Source organism: Dyella nitratireducens (assembly GCF_014642835.1).
Lineage (GTDB): Bacteria > Pseudomonadota > Gammaproteobacteria > Xanthomonadales > Rhodanobacteraceae > Dyella_B > Dyella_B nitratireducens.
In genome coordinates this window covers 2441116-2459630 of the sequence record NZ_BMJA01000001.1, presented here as the reverse complement: position 1 = coordinate 2459630, position 18515 = coordinate 2441116, and the positions used below count along the sequence as shown (strand labels likewise).

16 protein-coding genes are annotated in these 18515 nt (G+C 61.4%); 7 read left to right on the top strand and 9 right to left on the bottom strand.

Going from position 1 to position 18515, the window contains the following annotated elements:
• Positions 1-264 precede the first annotated feature (264 nt).
• Positions 265-1476, bottom strand: a complete 1212-nt coding sequence (gene tyrS, locus IEX75_RS11125) for a tyrosine--tRNA ligase (protein ID WP_188794267.1) — start codon at positions 1474-1476, stop codon at positions 265-267.
• Between the two features lie 218 nt (positions 1477-1694).
• On the opposite strand from tyrS, the gene IEX75_RS11120 reads away from it, so the two are divergent.
• Together IEX75_RS11120 and IEX75_RS11115 are read left to right on the top strand one after the other, a co-directional pair.
• Positions 1695-3146 (top strand): OapA family protein, encoded by a 1452-nt coding sequence (locus IEX75_RS11120; RefSeq protein WP_188794266.1) that lies wholly within the window; start codon positions 1695-1697, stop codon positions 3144-3146.
• A complete protein-coding gene (locus IEX75_RS11115) occupies positions 3139-4278 on the top strand; it encodes an anhydro-N-acetylmuramic acid kinase (RefSeq protein WP_188794265.1) in 1140 nt (379 codons plus the stop codon). Before IEX75_RS11120 ends, IEX75_RS11115 begins: the two co-directional genes overlap by 8 nt.
• Here the strand turns inward: IEX75_RS11115 and IEX75_RS11110 are convergent, their stop codons facing one another.
• The 3 genes from IEX75_RS11110 to IEX75_RS11100 all read right to left on the bottom strand — a co-directional run bounded on the left by IEX75_RS11110 (position 4279) and on the right by IEX75_RS11100 (position 6757).
• Complete coding sequence (locus tag IEX75_RS11110; protein WP_188794264.1) at positions 4279-4572, bottom strand: hypothetical protein; 294 nt, start codon at positions 4570-4572, stop codon at positions 4279-4281.
• Positions 4573-4698: 126 nt separating this feature from the next.
• Positions 4699-5997 carry an AmpG family muropeptide MFS transporter gene (locus tag IEX75_RS11105; protein ID WP_423373059.1) on the bottom strand — a complete coding sequence of 433 codons (1299 nt, stop codon included), beginning with the start codon at positions 5995-5997 and terminating at the stop codon, positions 4699-4701.
• On the bottom strand, positions 5987-6757 hold the full coding sequence (locus IEX75_RS11100; RefSeq protein ID WP_188794263.1) for an exodeoxyribonuclease III: 771 nt from the start codon (positions 6755-6757) through the stop codon (positions 5987-5989). The genes IEX75_RS11105 and IEX75_RS11100 overlap by 11 nt, the downstream gene beginning before the upstream one ends.
• A 94-nt stretch (positions 6758-6851) precedes the next feature.
• Between IEX75_RS11100 and pyrE the strand changes: the two genes are divergently transcribed.
• Positions 6852-7499: an orotate phosphoribosyltransferase gene (pyrE, locus tag IEX75_RS11095; protein WP_188794262.1), complete on the top strand. Its 648-nt coding sequence runs from the start codon at positions 6852-6854 to the stop codon at positions 7497-7499.
• Positions 7500-7599: 100 nt separating this feature from the next.
• On the top strand, positions 7600-8253 hold the full coding sequence (locus tag IEX75_RS11090; protein WP_188794261.1) for a DUF4124 domain-containing protein: 654 nt from the start codon (positions 7600-7602) through the stop codon (positions 8251-8253).
• Positions 8254-8347: 94 nt separating this feature from the next.
• On the opposite strand, the gene IEX75_RS11085 is transcribed toward IEX75_RS11090, so the two are convergent.
• From IEX75_RS11085 to coaBC, 3 genes are read right to left on the bottom strand one after another with little or no spacing between them, the layout of a single operon-like run.
• Positions 8348-10681 carry a phosphomannomutase/phosphoglucomutase gene (locus IEX75_RS11085; RefSeq protein ID WP_188794260.1) on the bottom strand — a complete coding sequence of 778 codons (2334 nt, stop codon included), beginning with the start codon at positions 10679-10681 and terminating at the stop codon, positions 8348-8350.
• A 14-nt stretch (positions 10682-10695) separates the two neighbouring features.
• The gene (gene dut / locus IEX75_RS11080; RefSeq protein ID WP_188794259.1) at positions 10696-11151 is read right to left on the bottom strand and encodes a dUTP diphosphatase; all 456 of its coding nucleotides are present in this window, start codon (positions 11149-11151) and stop codon (positions 10696-10698) included.
• The gene (coaBC, locus tag IEX75_RS11075; RefSeq protein ID WP_188794258.1) at positions 11148-12353 is read right to left on the bottom strand and encodes a bifunctional phosphopantothenoylcysteine decarboxylase/phosphopantothenate--cysteine ligase CoaBC; all 1206 of its coding nucleotides are present in this window, start codon (positions 12351-12353) and stop codon (positions 11148-11150) included. The genes dut and coaBC overlap by 4 nt, the downstream gene beginning before the upstream one ends.
• Before the next feature lie 99 nt (positions 12354-12452).
• Between coaBC and radC the strand changes: the two genes are divergently transcribed.
• From radC to IEX75_RS11060, 3 genes are all read left to right on the top strand, one after another.
• Positions 12453-13124, top strand: a complete 672-nt coding sequence (gene radC / locus IEX75_RS11070) for a RadC family protein (RefSeq protein ID WP_188794257.1) — start codon at positions 12453-12455, stop codon at positions 13122-13124.
• Between the two features lie 515 nt (positions 13125-13639).
• The gene (argS, locus tag IEX75_RS11065) at positions 13640-15331 is read left to right on the top strand and encodes an arginine--tRNA ligase (protein WP_229720742.1); all 1692 of its coding nucleotides are present in this window, start codon (positions 13640-13642) and stop codon (positions 15329-15331) included.
• Positions 15332-16036, top strand: a complete 705-nt coding sequence (locus IEX75_RS11060; RefSeq protein ID WP_188794255.1) for an SPOR domain-containing protein — start codon at positions 15332-15334, stop codon at positions 16034-16036.
• 147 nt (positions 16037-16183) lie between these two features.
• On the opposite strand, the gene IEX75_RS11055 is transcribed toward IEX75_RS11060, so the two are convergent.
• Both IEX75_RS11055 and IEX75_RS11050 read right to left on the bottom strand, forming a co-directional pair.
• Positions 16184-17047 carry an NAD(P)-dependent oxidoreductase gene (locus tag IEX75_RS11055; RefSeq protein ID WP_188794254.1) on the bottom strand — a complete coding sequence of 288 codons (864 nt, stop codon included), beginning with the start codon at positions 17045-17047 and terminating at the stop codon, positions 16184-16186.
• An 86-nt stretch (positions 17048-17133) separates the two neighbouring features.
• Positions 17134-18486 carry an NCS2 family permease gene (locus tag IEX75_RS11050; protein ID WP_188794253.1) on the bottom strand — a complete coding sequence of 451 codons (1353 nt, stop codon included), beginning with the start codon at positions 18484-18486 and terminating at the stop codon, positions 17134-17136.
• Between the last annotated feature and the right edge of the window lie 29 nt (positions 18487-18515).

The window sequence follows — 18515 nt, the reverse complement described above, 5'->3', positions numbered from 1 at the left end:
GTCAAAGATCAATCACTTGCAACCTTCTCTTGAAGATCGCCCCGAAGCATTTCGTCCCGGGTGAGCCGCCCATTCTACATCCCTTAACGCTTCCGTCAACACCCTTTGCGATGAATCTTTTTGCTTGGGAGTTGCCGTTCGCGAGAGGTGCGTCGGCGGGGTGGCGAATAATAGGGAGTGCCCATCCATCTGGCAAGCGATTTCTGAAAAATTTTTTCCCTGCGTTGTCGCGACGCGTGTTTGCACCACACGCGTCGTCGCAACTCACGCTTGCGTGAGCAGTACTCGTGCGAAGTTGCGCTTGCCGATCTGCAGGACGCCCTCAAAACCTGGCGCAAACACGCGCTGCGCATCTTCGACGACTTCCGCATCGATGCGCACCGCGCGCTCCTTAAGCTTGCGATTCGCCTCGGCGTTACTCGGCGTGAGACCGGCAGCCGTCAGCAGCGCCGGCAAACGCAAGCCTTCTGTCGGCACCGCAATTTCTGTGAGCGGCAGCAGGCTGGTGTCACCTTCACCACGCACCACCGCATGCCAGCCGGCAATCGCCTGCTCGGCGGCGGCAGCGTTGTGGAATCGCGTCGTCAGCTCGCGGGCAAGCTTGAGCTTGGCGTCACGGGGATTAAGTACGCCGCTCGCCACTTCGTGCTGCATGCGGGCCATGTCATCCAGCGACACCTCGAAGCTCAACAGCTCAAACCAGCGCCACATCAGCTCATCGCCGATCTTCATCGTCTTGGTGACGATATCGATGGCCGGTTCATTGATACCGATGTAGTTGCCCAATGACTTGGACATTTTGTTGACGCCATCCAGGCCTTCAAGCAAAGGCATGGTGAGCACGATCTGCGGTGGCTGACCGTGATGCTCCTGCAGTGCGCGCCCCATCAACAGATTGAACTTCTGGTCGGTGCCACCCAGCTCCACATCACACCTCAACGCCACAGAGTCATAGCCCTGCACCAGCGGATACAGAAATTCATGGATCGCGATCGGCTGCTGCCCAGCGTAACGCTTGGCGAAATCGTCGCGCTCAAGCATGCGCGCAACCGTGTGCTGCGCAGCCAGCTTGATCATGTCCGCCGCATTCATCTTGCCGAACCACTCGGAATTGAACCGAAGCTCGGTCTTCTCGCGATCCAGCACCTTATAGACCTGCTCGGCGTAGGTCTCCGCGTTGGCGAGCACGTCCTCGCGCGTAAGCGGTTTGCGCGTAACGTTCTTGCCGGTGGGATCGCCGATCATGCCGGTGAAGTCACCGATCAGGAAGATGACGGTGTGCCCGAGATCCTGGAATTGGCGCATCTTGTTAAGTAGCACAGTGTGACCCAGGTGCAGGTCCGGCGCAGTGGGGTCAAAGCCGGCCTTGATGCGCAGCGGGCGCCCGAGCTTGAGGCGTTCGGCCAGCTCTTCCTGCTTGATGATCTCGTCGGCGCCGCGCGCAATGATGGCCAGTGCCTGCTCAAGCTCGTTCATGGAGTCCTCTGTTGAAGTAGATGTCTAAGCAGCCAAAAAGGTGATGGCCGCCGTCAATGTCGTTAATTGTGCGTTAACCGCAAATGCCGTGCAAACCCTTGATGCAAAAGGCATTGACGCACTTTGCACAAGCTCGTTATGGTACGCGCTGATTGATACTTTGTAACCGCAGGGGGTGCGGTGGTGAAGATGAATAAGAAGAATAAGGCTTATTAGCGATGGCACAGAGCAAACAGGACCCGCGCATCGCACGCAAACTGGCCATCCGTCGCAAGGCTCAGCGCCGACACTCTCACTTCTACCAACGCTGTGCCCACTGGTCGTTCAATCGTCAGCCGGGTGGCGAGCAGCCACCTATTCATTGGTATCGCGAACGCTGGATGCTCGCGGCCACGGCGCTGCTGATCACGGTGCTTTCTGGTTTCCTGATTCCTGCATGGGCCACAGCGATGAAACCGGCGATTGCACAGCCGGTTGCTCACACACTGATGCCTCTTGCGCTGCCGAAGGTGGAAGCGCCCTCGCTAAAAGCCCCGGTGGTAGAGGACTGGCGCGAGGTGCAGGTACGGCCTGGCCAAACGTTGGCAGACATTTTTCAGAGCCAAGGTCTAAGCCTCTCTGATCTGCAGCGGGTGGTGGACAGTGCCGGCGACGCGAAGACGGCGCTGCACAACATTCGCCCAGGGCAGGAATTCGGTTTTCTGATCGGCACCCATAGCAATCTCGAAGGCATTCGCTTCGACAAAGACGAATCCACTCAGGCGATCATTCGCCTTGACAGCGCAACCCCGAGCATGCAGACCGTTGCGCGTGCCGTGGAAGCGCGCGAACAGATCGCGCATGGCGTGATCGACGATTCATTGTTCGCCGCCGCCAACAAGGCTGGCCTCTCGAACGCGATGGTAATCAAGCTCGCCGACCTCTTCAAATACGACATCGACTTCGTGCAAGACCTGCGCGTGGGCGACAGCTTCACCGTGATCTACGACACCGTCTATCGCGATGGTGCCTATCTGCATGAAGGCGACATTGTCGCGGCCGAATTCATCAATCAGGGCCAGCGTTATACGGCATACCGCTTTAAGCGCGCCGACGGCAGCATCGGCTGGTTCAGTGAAGATGGCCGTCCGCTGCAGAAATCCTTCCTGCGCATTCCGGTGGATTTCACACGCATTTCCTCGCCTTTCAGCGCAGCACGCATGCACCCGATCCTTGGTTTGATGCGCGCGCATAAAGGCGTGGATTACGCCGCACCGACCGGCACCCCGATCCATGCTGCCGGCGATGGCGTGATCAAGTTCCGCGGCTGGATGAACGGCTATGGCAACTTCGTCATCATCCAGCACAACGCACACATCAGTACCGCATATGGCCATATGTCGCGTTTCGCCACCGAGCGCATAGGTCAACACGTGCGCCAGGGCGACGTGATCGGTTACGTCGGCATGACTGGCCTGGCTACCGGCCCGCACCTGCACTACGAATTCCGCGTCGACGGTGTGCAGCGCAATCCGCAGACTGTCACCCTGCCCAAGCCCGAACCGCTGCCCGGCACCCAGTTGGCTCTCTTCAAGAGCTCGGTGGTGAAGCCGCAGCTGGCACGCCTTACCGAGATCGACAACAACTACAAGCTCGCGCGTGCCCAATCCAACAAGCGTAGCGATGACTGAGCCGTTAGATGACGCAACCGGGCTTTACATCGGGTTGATTTCCGGCACCAGCGCGGACGGCATCGATGCCGCACTGGTGCGCTTCGAACACGACAAACCTCAGTTGGTGCATGCCCTAACGCATGCCTGGCCGGATGCGTTGCGCACGCAGATCCTGCGTGTGGCACAGGACGAAACCACGCTCGATCTCGATGCCTTTGGCCATCTTGACGTTGCCATCGGCCAGACGTTTGCCGACGCCGTCAAAGCGCTGCTTGTGCGAAGTGGCACTCCCGCATCATCCGTGCGCGCGGTCGGATCACATGGACAAACGATCAGGCACCGACCTTTCGGCGAGCATCCCTTCACTTTGCAGATCGGCAACGCCAGTGTGATTGCCGAGCATTGCGACATCGACGTGGTCGCGGATTTCCGCAGTGCGGACGTCGCCGCCGGCGGCCAAGGTGCGCCGCTGCTTCCAGCGGTCCATGCCATGCTGCTCAACGCACCGGACCATACACGCGTGGTACTCAATCTTGGGGGCATCGCCAATATCACCGTGTTAGCAGCTGATGGGCAGGTGTTTGGCTTTGATACGGGGCCCGCTAACGGGCTGATGGACGCCTGGTGCCTGCGCCACCACGGCGAAGCATTTGATCGCGATGGTGCGTTTGCAGCCAGCGGTCAGGTCGACGATGAATTGCTGGCCACACTGTTGGACGATCCTTATTTCACACTTCCACCACCCAAGAGCACCGGGCGCGAGCATTTTCACCTCGGCTGGCTGGATGCGCGCCTGTATCCGACGTCCGCATCACCTGCCGACGTACAGGCCACCCTGCTCGAACTCACGGCGCGCAGTGTCGCCATGGCTATCGACACGCATGCACGCGATGCCAAGGATGTCCTGCTGTGCGGCGGCGGCGTGCATAACCGCGTCCTCGTGCAACGTTTGCGCGAACTATCGCAGCCACGTGAGCTGAACAGCACAGCCGATTACGGTGTTGACCCGGATTACCTGGAAGCCACCGCCTTCGCATGGCTTGCCCGACAGCGCCTGCTCGGTCTGCCAGGCAATCTGCCCGCCGTCACCGGCGCGCGCGGCCCGCGCGTACTCGGTGCCATCCATCTGGCACCGCGTGAAACGCGTTGATCACTCCAGCAATTCGCCAGCCTGAACACTCAGCTGTTCTGGACGCGCCATCGCGAGCGCTTGCATGGCCTCTTGAAACGCCGCGCGTTCGCTCGAATTCCAGTGCCCTGCGGCAAAGGAAAGATCATTCGATTCGAGCGCTGTTTCGGCGAGCAGATTGCTTTCCGATACGCCCAAACCTTGGCGCAGTGCCTGTAATACCACGTCGTTGATCGACCACTGGCGCGACTTGGCCAGCAGCTTGATGCGCTCAGCCATCAATCGGTCGATGTGACGAATCATCAAATCCGGCATAGGACAGTTGCTCCGTTGCCACATAGCCCTGTGTGCTGATCGTCGCCAACTGCGTCGTTGCTGACAATTGCCAGCGCTGCGAATCGTGGATCAGTTCGCAGTGTGGGTGTGAACGCTTTCAGCTCTTTATTCCGCGCGAGACGCGATGGGATCGAATCGCCGCCATAGACCCGCGAAAAGCAGCATCGCCGGCAACACGGAACACACGGTAATGACAAAGTAGCCGCCATAACCTGACGCGGCGACAATGCCGCCCGCAAAAAAGCCAAGCACCTTGCCCGGCAGATTCACCAGTGAACTCAATAGCGCATATTGCGTGGCCGTATGTTGGCGATTCACCAGCAAGGAAAGGAAAGCAACCGTGGGCGGCCCCAGCATGCCTTCAAAAAAGTTCTGCCCGGAGATCGCCAGCGTCAGCATGGTCAGATGGCCCTTGTGCGCAATCAGCAACAGGTAAAGCAAATTGCTGATGGCACCCAACACAATGCACACCCCAAGGCTGCGCCACGCGCCCCAGCGCGCCACCGCCACGCCACCGGCAAACGCACCGGCAATGCCGATCCAGATGCCGTAGATCTTGGTGACTGCACCGATTTCTGTGTTGCTGAAACCCATGTCGCGATAGAACGGCCCCATCACCCCGCCAATGATCGCCTGCTCCGGAATCTTGAACAGCAGGATGAACATCAGGGTCAGCAACGCGATGGCCCAGTGGTAGCGCCGGAAGAAATCCGTGAACGGATCGATGACGCCTTCACGCATCGCCTCGCGCCACGACGAAGGCGACAGGCGCAGCACTTCCGGCTCCCGCATGTTCAGCGTAGTGATGACCGGAATCGCCATCGTCACAGCCATCAGCACATAGATGGGCGCCCAGCCGATGTGGTCAGACAGGATCAGCGCCAGCGCGCCGGAAACCAGCAGCCCAAGCCGGTAACCCAGCGAATAGGTGGCAACCAGTGCGCCTTGCGCCGAAGGCGGCGCGATTTCGATGCGATACGCATCGATCGCAATATCCTGCGTAGCACCCATGAAGGCTACGAACAGCGTGGCTGCGACAAACAACACCAACTGACGCGGTGTCAGCATCGCCATGACCAGCAAGCCGACCAGCACACCGAGCTGCGCCAGCAACAGCCATCCGCGCCGCTGCCCTAAACGCGTGAATAACGGCAATCGCCAGTGGTCCAGCAAGGGCGCCCATCCGAACTTGAACGCATAGGTCATACCGGCGCTGGCGATCATCGTGATGTCCTTCAACACGATGCCGTTCTGCTTCAGCCAGAACGACAACGTGTAAGACACCAACAGAAACGGCAGGCCCGAGGAAAAGCCCAGCAGGCACATCGTCCACGCAGACGGCTGCGAAAACGCTTGCCAGATAGATGGCTTGCGCGCAGCCGCCACGCCGCCTTCAGTCGGCATAGTCGACCGTGTAGGGTGCGTGGTCGGAGAAGCGTTCGTCACGATAGATCGAGCAGTGCTTTAGACGGTCGCGCAGCGATGGCGTTACCACTTGATAGTCGATTCGCCACCCCACGTTGTTCTCGCGAGCGCGGCCACGATTGGACCACCACGTATATTCCACCGCATCGGGCTTCAAGGCGCGGAAGCTGTCGACCCAACCGCGCTGCTTGAACAACAGATCCAGCCAAGCGCGCTCTTCCGGCAAGCAACCGGAATTCTTCTGATTTGAACTCCAGTTCTTGATGTCGTCTTTGGTATGCACGATGTTCCAGTCGCCGCAGATGACGTAGTCACGCTTGCTCTTGAGCCACTTGTCGAAGATGGGAGTGATCCACTCCATCACCTTGAACTTGAATTGCTGCCGCTCATCACCTGACGAGCCAGAAGGCACGTACAGCGACACCACGCTCAGATTGCCGAAGCGTGCCTCGATGTATCGGCCTTCGTTGTCGAATTCATCCCAGCCGAGTTCCGTCAGCACCTTGTCCGGCTCGCGCTTGGCGTAAATTGCCACGCCGCTGTAGCCCTTTTTGCTGCTGGCGTCACGATAGAAACAATGATGCCCGTCAGGGCGGAACATCGGATCGGTGAGCTGATCTTCCTGCGCCTTGGTTTCCTGCAGACAGACGACGTCCGCACGCTGCTTGCGCAGCCAATCGAAGACACCTTTGGTCGCGGCGGAGCGGATGCCGTTGGCATTCAAGCTGATGATGCGCATGCGCGTTCCTCGTGGGGGCAGGCCATGATAGCAATCGAGCACGGAGCGAGGGACGCGGTACCATGGCACACCTTGTCCCCTGCCCGACACGCTCATGCACGATTATCAGCGCGACTTCATCGAACTCACTCTGCAACGCGACGTACTGCGCTTCGGCGAATTCACGCTCAAGTCCGGACGCATCAGTCCGTACTTCTTCAACATGGGGCGCATCGATTCCGGCGCGGCGCTGGCCCGTCTCGGCCGTGCCTACGCCGCTGCCGTAGTGAACTCAGGCCTGGATGTCGACATGCTGTTTGGACCCGCCTACAAAGGCATCGCCCTGGCCGCCGCCACCGCCATCGCACTGGCCGACCCGCATGGCCGCGACCTGCCCTGGGCCTATAACCGCAAAGAGGCAAAAGACCACGGCGAGGGCGGCGTCTTGGTGGGTGCGCCGCTCAAAGGCCGCGTACTGATCGTGGATGACGTGATGACCGCCGGCACCGCCGTACGCGAATCCCTCGCCCTGATCCGCGCCCAGGGCGCCGAGCCGGCCGGCGTACTGATTGCGCTGGACCGCCAGGAACGCGGCCAGGGCGAGTTGTCCGCTGCGCAGGAAGTGCAGCGCGACTACGGCATTCCAGTGGTCGCCATCACCAGCTTTAGCGACGTACTGGCCTATGCCGGCGAGCGGCCCGATATGGCAGCGGAGCACCAGCGTATGCTGGCTTATCGCGAGCGCTACGGCGTCAGCGCCTGAGGTGTCCCTAGCGGTGCAGTGACCCTAGTCACGTTGGCGCACTTTTGACATCGAGGCTGTCAAACGCCATGACTATACTGGGATGATGAGGAGGGGAATCATGCGTCGACTCGCGCTCAGCGCAACCATCATCTTATCGCTCGGCCTGACCGGGCTGGCGACAGCCCAGGAGACAGGCTCCGGCGGCGTCCACTACCGCTGGGTGGATAGCAGCGGCCTGCCGCATTACAGCGACAGCCTGACGGTAGATGCCCTCAAGTACGGCTACGAGGTCATCAACAGCAACGGCATGGTGGTGGAGCACGTCCAGAAGCAGCTATCGCCCGCCGAACGCGCCGCCGCGGAAAAACAGGCCGCCGAAGCGGCTGCCAAGCAACATGCCGTTGACGCGCAAAAGGCCAACGACATCCAGCTCCTCAACACATATCCCGACGAAGACGCGCTGAAGACCCAGCAACAGCAGATTCTGGATCATCTCGACGAGCAGATGAGTACCACACGGCTGAACCTACACAGCCAGGACGCCGCGCTGACCGATCTGCTCAACCGTGCCGCTGACGAAGAGCGCCAGAAAAAGCCTGTCCCGAAATTTCTTACCGACCAGATCGCCACGCAGCGCAATGTGGTGGCGAATGAGCGTGCCTTGCTCGAACGCGAGAAAGCCAATCGCGAAGCAACCGTGCAGCAGCAGGCGCAGGAGCTGCAACACTTTCGTGAGTTGAAGGCGGCAGAAAAGGCCGACCGCGGATATTGATCCCGCACTGATCTCGCAGGTTGGGGTGCAAACCCCAACATGCGATGTCACCGACCAGCAAGATGTTGGGGTTTGCACCCCAACCTACAAAATCCTAGAACGGCAACTTCAGCGAAGCATCTACCGCCAGCAACTGCGCACGGAACGTGTCCTGTATGCGTTGGAGCGCCTGCTCGTTATCCGCATCGAAACGCAGCACCAGGATCGGCGTCGTATTGGAAGGACGCACTAGACCCCAGCCATCCGACCAATCAGCACGCACGCCGTCGATGGTGATCAGGGTGGCATCGCCAAAATGGGCCTGCTCGCGGAATTTTTCGATGAAGCGGTAATGCGCGCCTTCGGCCATTTCCACTTTGAGTTCCGGGGTGGAAACGCCCTTTGGGCACGTCGCAAAAATCTCTTCCGGGGTGCGGCCATCGAGATCGCCGGCAAGAATTTCCAGCAGGCGCGCAGCGGCGTAGATACCGTCGTCAAAACCGTACCAGCGTTCCTTGAAGAAGAAATGCCCGCTCATCTCGCCGGCCAGCTCCGCGCCGGTTTCGCGCATCTTCGCCTTGATCAGCGAATGGCCCGTGCGCCACATCAGCGGACTGCCGCCGGCATCGAGAATCTGACCCTTGAGATGACCGGTGCACTTCACGTCATAGATGATCGTCGCGCCCGGCTGGCGTGACAGCACGTCACGCGCAAACAGCATCAGCGTGCGATCGGGGAATACGATCTCACCGCTGCGCGTGACCACGCCCAGGCGATCGCCATCGCCGTCGAAGGCCAGGCCCAGGTCCGCACCGGTCTGCTTCACTGAAAGAATAAGGTCTTCCAGATTATGTGGATCGGATGGATCGGGATGGTGATTGGGGAAGCTGCCATCGACCTCGCAATACAGCGGGATGACTTCGCAACCGATGCCTTCCAGGACATGCGGCGCCACCGCACCCGGAATGCCATTGCCGCAATCGACCACGATCTTCAGCGGACGCTCGGTCTGCACATCGGACGTGATGCGTTCGATGTAGTCGGGCACCACGTCGACCAGGCGCAGGCTGCCGCCGCCGTCCGACTCAAGTGCCCCCGTGGTGATGCGCTGATAGAGATCCTGGATCGCGCCTTCCGACAAGGTTTCGCCACCAACCACGATCTTGAAGCCGTTGTAGTCCGGCGGATTGTGGCTGCCCGTGACGGCAACGCCGCAACCGGTGTTGTAGCGATACGTGGCGTAGTACACCACCGGCGTTGGCACCGCACCAACGTCGATCACGTCGACGCCGGCCAGGCGCAGACCATCCGCCAGCGCACCTGCCAACTCCGGGCCCGAAAGGCGACCATCACGACCCACTACAATTTCGCGCAGACCTTTCTCGCGCATGACCGTACCGATCGACTGACCGAGCAGCTTGGCGACCGCCGGCGTAAGGCTCTTGCCAACGACTCCGCGCACGTCGTACGCACGGAAGATCGCCGGATCCACATTGATGTTCGTCGGAACAGGGACCGATGCAGGCTTGGCAGCAACAGCGGCAGGTTTGACCGCTTCAGGTTTAGACGGCAGGGCTTCTACGACATCCGACAACGTGGGTTCCTCGACAGGCGCTCGCGCAGGCTTGCCAACGCGCGCAAACAACCAGAATAAGCCGATGCCGCCAGCCACGCCCACCAGCGTGAGGAAGGCCGCAAATCCCCAAGATGGGGGTAGCACGATGTAGGCGCCCGGCAATACCGCCACGACATTGAAGCTGCTGCCTGCGACGGGTTTGCCGGCGGGTTCGATATCGGCGGAGCTGGCATTGCCGTGCGCCATCAGCTCGAGGTTGTCGCCACGGTCCGTGCTCTGGTGCAACTGGAGCCGGCCGTCGCCGGTCGGTATCGCCTCAAAACGGTCGGCGATAGGTGTAAACGGCAGCTCGATCCACGCCCAGGCGAGCGGTTTTTGCGATGGCCCCAGAGGTTCCACTATGGTCAGACGGCGGTCGCCCAGGCCCTTGAGTATCGCCTCGATAGGCGGTGCGCCTTCGGCATCGGGTGCGGACATCAGTTGCGCCGCTTTCGCATAACCGAACTCGCGATAGTTGGCGTGCAGCACTTCGTCCAGGCCGGCGCTGTACAGCTCGATGTTCAACGCTTGCGGCAAGCGCTGCTTCAATGCAGCCGCGATTTGCGCTGCACTGTCCGGCATGCCGCTGGCATCAACACCCGCAACCGCCTCGTTCACCATATCGTGCTGCTTGGCGATTTCATCGCTCAACGCCTGCACAGCCCGATCTTGCGCGGCATGCACGCTCGCCACGGCGCTGCCCTGATCGGCAATCAGCCAGGTCTGCCATGCGCAAAACGCAGCCAGCGCCAGCAGCAAGGTGCCGCCCGCCAGCATCAGCAATCGTCCCCACTGCACACCCGGCAAACGCGCTCGTGCGCCGTTCATCGCCATGCCCCGTAACCCCATTAATGTTTTCCGGTTGAACCGAATCCGCCCTCGCCCCGTTCCGTAGGTACGAACTCCTCGACAATATGCAGCCGTGCCTGCCCCACCGGCACCAGCAGCAATTGCGCGACGCGCTCGCCCACCGCGATGGTGTAGGGCTGCGTGCCGCGATTCCAACACGAGATCATCAGCGGCCCTTGGTAATCCGCATCGATCACACCCACCAGATTGCCCATCACCAACCCATGCTTATGGCCAAGCCCTGAGCGCGGCACGATCAGCGCGCACCAGCCCGGATCGCCGATGTGAATAGCCATGCCGCTGGACACCAAGGCGCTTTCACCGGGGGCCAAGGTAAGCGGCTCCTGCAGCGCTGCACGCAGGTCCATGCCTGCGCTACCGGTGGTGGCTGCCTGCGGTAGCGGAATACTGCCGCCCAGACGCGGGTCGAGAATCTTCACTTCGACGTCGATCATCCACGCACCGCCTTGTAGCGGCTGGCGATGCATTCGATGAGCTGGCGTGCGAGTGCGGCCTTGTCGGTGCGCGGCAATTCCAGCGAACCATCGGCCCAATACAGCGTGATGGCATTGTCGGCCGTTTCAAAACCAAGCCCCTCGCCGACCTGGTTGGCAGCGATCATGTCCAGGCCTTTGCGTTGCAGTTTGTCACGCGCATATTTCTCCACGTTCTGCGTTTCGGCGGCGAAACCCACCAGGAACGGATGCGGCTCAATCGCCGAGAGGCTGGCGAGGATGTCGGGATTCTCCGCCAGCTGCAGCGTGAGGTCGGCGCCGTCGTGTTTCTTCAGCTTGTGCTCGGCCGTGCTGTTCGGGCGGTAATCGCCAACAGCGGCCGAGCCGATGTAGATGTCCGCGCCTTGCGCTGCTTCCGTCACGGCTGCATGCATCTGCGCCGCGCTGCGCACATCGACCCGCCTGGCGATGCCAAACGGTGTCGCCAGGCTCACCGGCCCGGCGACCAACGTAACCTGCGCGCCCGCACGCGCCGCCGCACCAGCCACGGCAAACCCCATGCGTCCCGAGCTGCGATTGCCGATGAAGCGCACGGGATCAATGTCTTCGTAAGTGGGCCCTGCGCTGACCACGACACGCTTTCCACCCAGCACCTGCTCGGCAAATGACGCGACCATCGCCGCGCGCAATTCGTGCGGCTCCAGCATGCGGCCTGAACCGATCTCACCGCAGGCCTGGTCGCCGGAAGCCGGCCCAAGCATGTGCACGCCGCGCGCACGCAAGGTTGCAACATTGGCCTGCACGGCGGCATGCGCCCACATCTGCTGATTCATCGCCGGCGCCACGTACACCGGCGCCGCCGTGGCCAGGCACAGCGTGGTCAACAGATCGTCGGCATGGCCATGAGCCAGGCGTGCGATCAGGTCCGCACTGGCCGGCGCGATCAGCACGCGCTCCGCCCAGCGCGCCAACTCGATATGCCCCATCGCCGCTTCAGCCGATTCGTCCCATAGGCTCACGCGCACCGGCTCGCCGGAGAGTGCCTGGAAGGTGGTGGGCGTGACGAAGCGTGTGGCGTTCTCGGTCATCACCACGCGCACGTGCGCGCCGAGGTCGCGCATGCGGCGAACCAGCTCGCAGGATTTGTAGGCAGCGATGCCGCCTGACACTCCCAGCACGATGCGGCGCTCAGCAAGACTCATGGTGTAAGAGGGGCCCGACGTTCAGATAGACGGCTAGCTTACCGGATTCACATAGGCCAACTGCTGTCCGGAGAGGGCCCCGAACGGGATGCTGGTCACATGAGCATCCGACATTGGCCCGAAACCGAACGACCTCGCGAGAAATTATTGACGCAAGGCAGCGCCTCCCTTTCCGACGCAGAACTGCTCGCCGTGCTGCTTGGCAGCGGCGTGCGCGGCAAGGACGCCATCGCCCTGGGGCGCGAATTGCTGCAGCAAACCGGCAGCCTGAGTGCCCTGCTCGGCTGCCAAGATGGACAGTTGCGCGTTTCCGGGCTCGGCCCTGCCAAGCGCGCACGCCTGGCTGCCGCGCTGGAACTGGCTCGCCGCAGTCTGGCCGAGCAGCTCACTGATCGGCCGTCGCTGCGCGATCCGCGCGATAGCGGTGATTACTTGAACGCCCGGTTGCGGCATCTGCCTTACGAGGTGTTCGCCTGCCTCTATCTCGACAACCGTCACCGCGTGCTTGCCTTTGAAGAATTGTTTCGGGGCACGGTGGACGGTGCCAGCGTGCATCCTCGCGAAGTGGTCCGCGCCTGCCTGAAGCACAACGCTGCCGCGGTGATCTTCGCCCACAACCACCCTAGCGGTGTAGCCGAACCAAGTGCCGCCGACCAAGCCGTCACCCGCGAGCTGGGTCAGGCGTTGCGGCTGATCGGCGTGCGGGTGCTGGATCACCTGGTGATCGGTCATGCCGAGCCGGTATCCATGGCCGCACGGGGCATGCTCTGAACGACACGCAAAAAAAAACGGCGCGACCGGGAGGGTGCGCGCCGGGAGCCGCATGAGGGGAGGGTATGAGGGAATGCGGCGGTCCCGTATCGAGCCGACGGGGGAGACGCCGGAGATACCTGCGCATTGTCGCGTCGCATCATGACTAGCGTATGACATCGTCGGCCATGCCACCCCGAATCCTCCTACCAAACCCTTGCCCGACCGACCCTGGCAAGACTTATGCACACAACGCCACGAAGCCCACTTAGCTTCACATCACTGCGAAGCACATCAAGTTCACATTTTAATTTATTGTTTTAAAAAGATAATCTGCATGACAGCATGGTTTCCGTCGGGATTTTTCGCTATCTCGACGACAAGGCCTTCACTTTCCCCACAGACTTATCCACAGCTTGATCCACTGCGCTGCAGCAGCTTTTCGGCGGTATGGATGACGCCCTCCTACGGCAAGGCGAGTCCGAGCGCAGCGGTCTGTTACGATGCGCGGTTCCATTCCCGAACGATCCCCTCCTGTGAAAGAAGCGCTGCGCGAACTGGTCCACTCGGCGATCCGGACCCTGCAAGGCAATGGCGTCCTGCCCGCCGACCTTGATCTGCCCAACTTCGTGATCGAGCGAGCCCGCAGCCGCGAGCATGGCGACTTCGCCACCAATGTGGCCATGCTGCTGGCCAAGCCCGCACGCGCCAAACCGCGCGAGCTGGCCGAAAAACTGGTCGCCGCCCTGCCCGCCAATGCCTTGGTGGCCAAAGTGGAAATCGCGGGTCCGGGCTTCATCAACTTCTTTCTGGCGGCGACGGCGTACCACGCCGAGGCGGGCCGCATTCTTTCCGAAGGCCCCACTTACGGCCGCAATCAGAGCGGCGCCGGGCATACAGTTGGTGTGGAGTTCGTATCGGCCAATCCCACCGGACCGCTGCATGTGGGCCATGGTCGTGCCGCCGCCATCGGCGACTGCCTGAGTCGCCTGCTCGAAGCCACCGGCTGGAACGTCAAGCGCGAGTTCTACTACAACGATGCCGGCGTGCAGATTCAGAATCTGGCGATCTCCGTGCAGGCGCGCGCGCGCGGTATCGGCCCTGGGGACGCCGGCTGGCCGGAAGATGGCTATCGCGGCGACTACATTGCCGACGTGGCGCGCGCTTACCTGGGTGGTGAAACGGTAATCGCCGACGGCCATGCCTTGACCGGCGCCAAGAATCCGGACGATCTCGAAGCGATCCGCCACTTCGCGGTTGCCTCGCTGCGCCGCGAGCAGGATCTGGATCTGCAAGCCTTCGGCGTCGGCTTCGACGTGTACTTCCTGGAATCCTCGCTGTACACCGACGGTAAGGTGGAAGAAACCGTGCGCGAGCTGGTCGCCCACGGCCATACCTATGAAGAAGGCGGCGCGCTGTGGCTGCGCACCACAGATTTCGGTGACGACAAGGACCGCGTCATGCGCAAATCCGACGGCACCTACACGTACTTCTTGCCGGACGTGGCGTATCACCGCAGCAAATGGCTGCGTGGCTACGAACGCGCGATCACCGAGTTGGGTTCGGATCATCACGGCAGCCTCGCCCGTGTGCGCGCCGGTCTGCAGGCCCTGGATTGCGGCATTCCCAAAGGCTGGCCGGAATACGTGCTGCACCAGATGGTGACGGTGATGCGCGGTGGCGAGGAAGTGAAGATCTCCAAGCGTGCCGGCAGCTATGTCACTTTGCGCGACCTGATCGACGAAACCGGCCGCGATGCCACGCGCTACTTCCTCATCGCGCGCAAGGGTGATTCGCAACTTGTCTTCGACATCGACCTTGCCCGCTCGCAGAGCAACGACAACCCGGTCTACTACATCCAGTACGCCCACGCCCGCGTCTGCCGCGTGCTGGAAGAGCTGGCCGAACGCAGCCTGCCACCGGTGGACACCCAGGCAGGCATCGCAGGCATGGCCCGGCTGGATACGGAACACGAGCAGATCCTGCTGACCGAGCTGTCGCGCTACCCGGAAGTGGTGGAGGCTGCCGCCAACAATCTGGAACCGCACCTGATCGCACAATACCTGCGGGAACTCGCTGGCGCACTTCACAGCTACTATCACGAGCACAAATGGATCGTGGACGACGCCGCGTTGCGCAACGCGCGCATCACGCTCGCCGTCGCCACCCGCCAAGTGATACGCAATGGTTTGGATTTACTGGGTCTCAGCGCGCCGGAGAAGATGTAAATGGCAACACGCAAGGGTAAAGGCCGCCAGGCCGTTCGCAATAGCGGCGGCGGGTTCCCGGCATGGGCCGGCATTCTGGTTGGCATCCTGATCGGCGGCCTGGTCGTGGTGGTGCTGATGCGCCACTCGCTGGTGCCGATGACGCCCAAGGGCCCGCAACCCAACCCGGAAGCCACCGCGCAACCCGGCAGCGATGAAGGCCTGGCGCCGGCGGCCAGCAACACCGCGCCGAAGAAACCGCAGTACGACTTCTACTCCGTGCTGTCGGAGAAGGAAGTGCGCATTCCGGATTCGGAGATCAGCGCGCAGGCCAAGGCCGAACAGCAGCAAGCACAACAGAAACAGCAGCAACAGGCGCAACCCATCGCTCCGGCTGCACCCAAGCTGCCGCCCAACGCACCGCCTGCCGTCACGCAGAACATCACCGCTGCGCCCGCAGCGGCCGTCGCACCACCGCCCTCGAACGGCCCCAGTGGTTATCTGCTGCAGGTAGGTGCCTTCCCAAGTGCGGCCGATGCGGAAACGCTGAAGGCAAAGCTCGCGTTGCAAGGTTTTGTTGCCAACGTGCAATCAGTGAACGTCGGTGGACAGACCTATCACCGTGTACGCCTGGGGCCGTTCCACTCTGCAACCGATCTGGAAGCGACGAAGCAGCGCTTGTCGGCGGCGGGGATTTCGGCGATTGCATTGAAGGCTGGCGGCTGACGCGCCAACCCATGCTTTGCAAACACAAGGGCGCCGATCGGCGCCCTTGTTGTTTTCGTCACTGCTCGCTTGCACTGCGTAGGTTGGGGTGCAAACCCCAACATCACCATGCTTGTGATCACCTTATGTTGGGGTTTACACCCCAACCTACGAATGCGCGCGCTTAAGTCGGATCAGCCCCGAAATATCGTCATCACCATGCCCTTGCTGCATCAGCTCGGCATAGTCGGCCAACGATTGCTCGATCACCACGCGCGATGTACCCGCCTTCTCTGCAATACCACGCACGATGCTCAGATCCTTGTGCAGCAGCGCAAGCTTGAAGCCCACACTGAACTGATCGTTCAACATCGTCGCGCCGCGCTTCTCCAGGAACCAGTTGCCGGCAGCGCCAGCGCCGAGCGTAGGAATCAAGCGCTCCGGCTCAAGCCCCAGCGCCTCACCCAGCGCCAGCCCTTCGCAAACCGCCTGCGCAATGCCTGCCACCAACACCTGATTCACCGCCTTGGTGGCCTGCCCGGCGCCCACGTCGCCCAGATGCGTAATGCGCAAGGCATATGCTTCCAGCACGGGTCGTGCACGTTCGAGTACGGCAGCATCACCACCTACCATGATCGACAACTTGCCGTTCTTCGCACCTTCCACGCCACCGGAAACCGGCGCATCGAGGAAATGCGCGTTCACTGCGGCAAGGCGTGCCGCTGCCTGCTTGGCGGTATCCGGCGCGACGGTGGAATGATCGATCACGATCGTGCCCGGCTTTAGGTGCGATGCAAGCGCGTCGACCGTGTTCAGGACATCGGCATCGGCGGTGACGCACAACGCAATCACATCGCACTGCATCGCCAGCTCTTCCAACGTGGGCGCGGTAACACCCAGCGTGCGCGCCAGTGCTTCCGCCTTGGCATGCGTCCGGTTGGCAACTGCGTGCAACAAACCATGCTGCTTCAAATGCCCAGCCATCGGTTCGCCCATGGCGCCGAGGCCGATAAATGCTGCCTTGAGGGTCATACGTAATCCTTGCTAGAGGTCGATGAGTTGTCGGCGACGAAGAGGTGTCAGGCCTTCAAGTATGAAGAACGCGCCGCGTGCGCGCATCAAAGATGCGCCAGCAACAGCACCGCCAACGCCGCAATCACCCACATCGCCGGCTTCACGTCGTGCACCTTGCCGGTGGCGAGCTTGATCAGCACATAGGAGAGAAAACCATAAGCCACACCATCGGTGATGGAATACGTAAGCGGAATCAGCAGGATCGCTACGAAGGCCGGCACAGCCTCATCAAACCGTTGCCATTCGATGCGCGTGATCGCTTCGATCATGAACACGCCGACCAGGATCAACGCCGGCGCCGTAGCAATAGCAGGTACCAGCGAAAGCAAGGGCGACAGGAACAGGAACGGCAGAAAGCACAGCCCCGCCACCACCGCCACCAGCCCAGTGCGCCCGCCCTGCGAAATGCCTGCGGCCGATTCGATAAAGGCATTGGCCGGACTCGTGCCCAGCGGCGCCGACACCAAGGCGGAAAATGCATCTACGCGCATGGATTGGCGGATATTGCGTGGGTTGCCGTCCTCATCCAACAGATTGCCCGCATCCGACACCGCCATGAACGTGGACAAGGCGTCGAAGAACGAGGTGAACAGCATGACAAAGATAAAAGGCCAGTACGCCAGCTTCAGCGAACCCAGCAGATCAAGCTGACCGATGGCCGAAAAGTCCGGCACTGCAAAAAAGCCCTGCCAGTTCACCAGCGTTGCCGCTCCGCCATAGGCACTGCCATCACCCCACCAGCGACCGATCGGAATAGCCAACACCGTCGTCAGCACGATGCCCAACATCAACGCACCTTTGATGCGCCGTGCTACCAGAAAGATGGTCAGCGCCAGTCCGGCCAAAAAGGTAAGTAACACCGGATTGAGCTTGGCCGAATGCACCAGCGTCACCGGATCGCCCACGATGAACTTGGCGTTGACCAGGCCAATCAAGCTGATGAACAAGCCGATACCGCATGACACGGCATGGCGCAGGTTTTCCGGAATCGCATCCACCACCAGCTTGCGCACATTGAACAGCGCCAGCAGCGCAAAGATCACACCTGACCAGAACACACAGCCCAACGCCGTCTGCCAGGACATGCCTCCGCCGTGCACCATCACAAAGGCGAACAGCGCGTTCATACCCATACCTGGCGCGACGAGCACCGGGTTGCGCGCATACAAGCCCATCGCGCAACTGCCGAAGAAACTCACCAGCACGGTCGCCGTCAGGCCCGCAGAAAACGGCACCCCGCCGTGCGCCAGCACAGCGGGATTCACCACGATGATGTACATCGACGTGAGAAACGTGGTGATGCCGGCCAGCACCTCTATCCGGGCGCTGGAACCGGCGGCACGTATGCCGAAGAACCGCTCCATGGCGGAAGCCTGTCCGCCGTCGTCATGCATCATGTTGAACGGTTTCCCCTAAGGAAAACCAT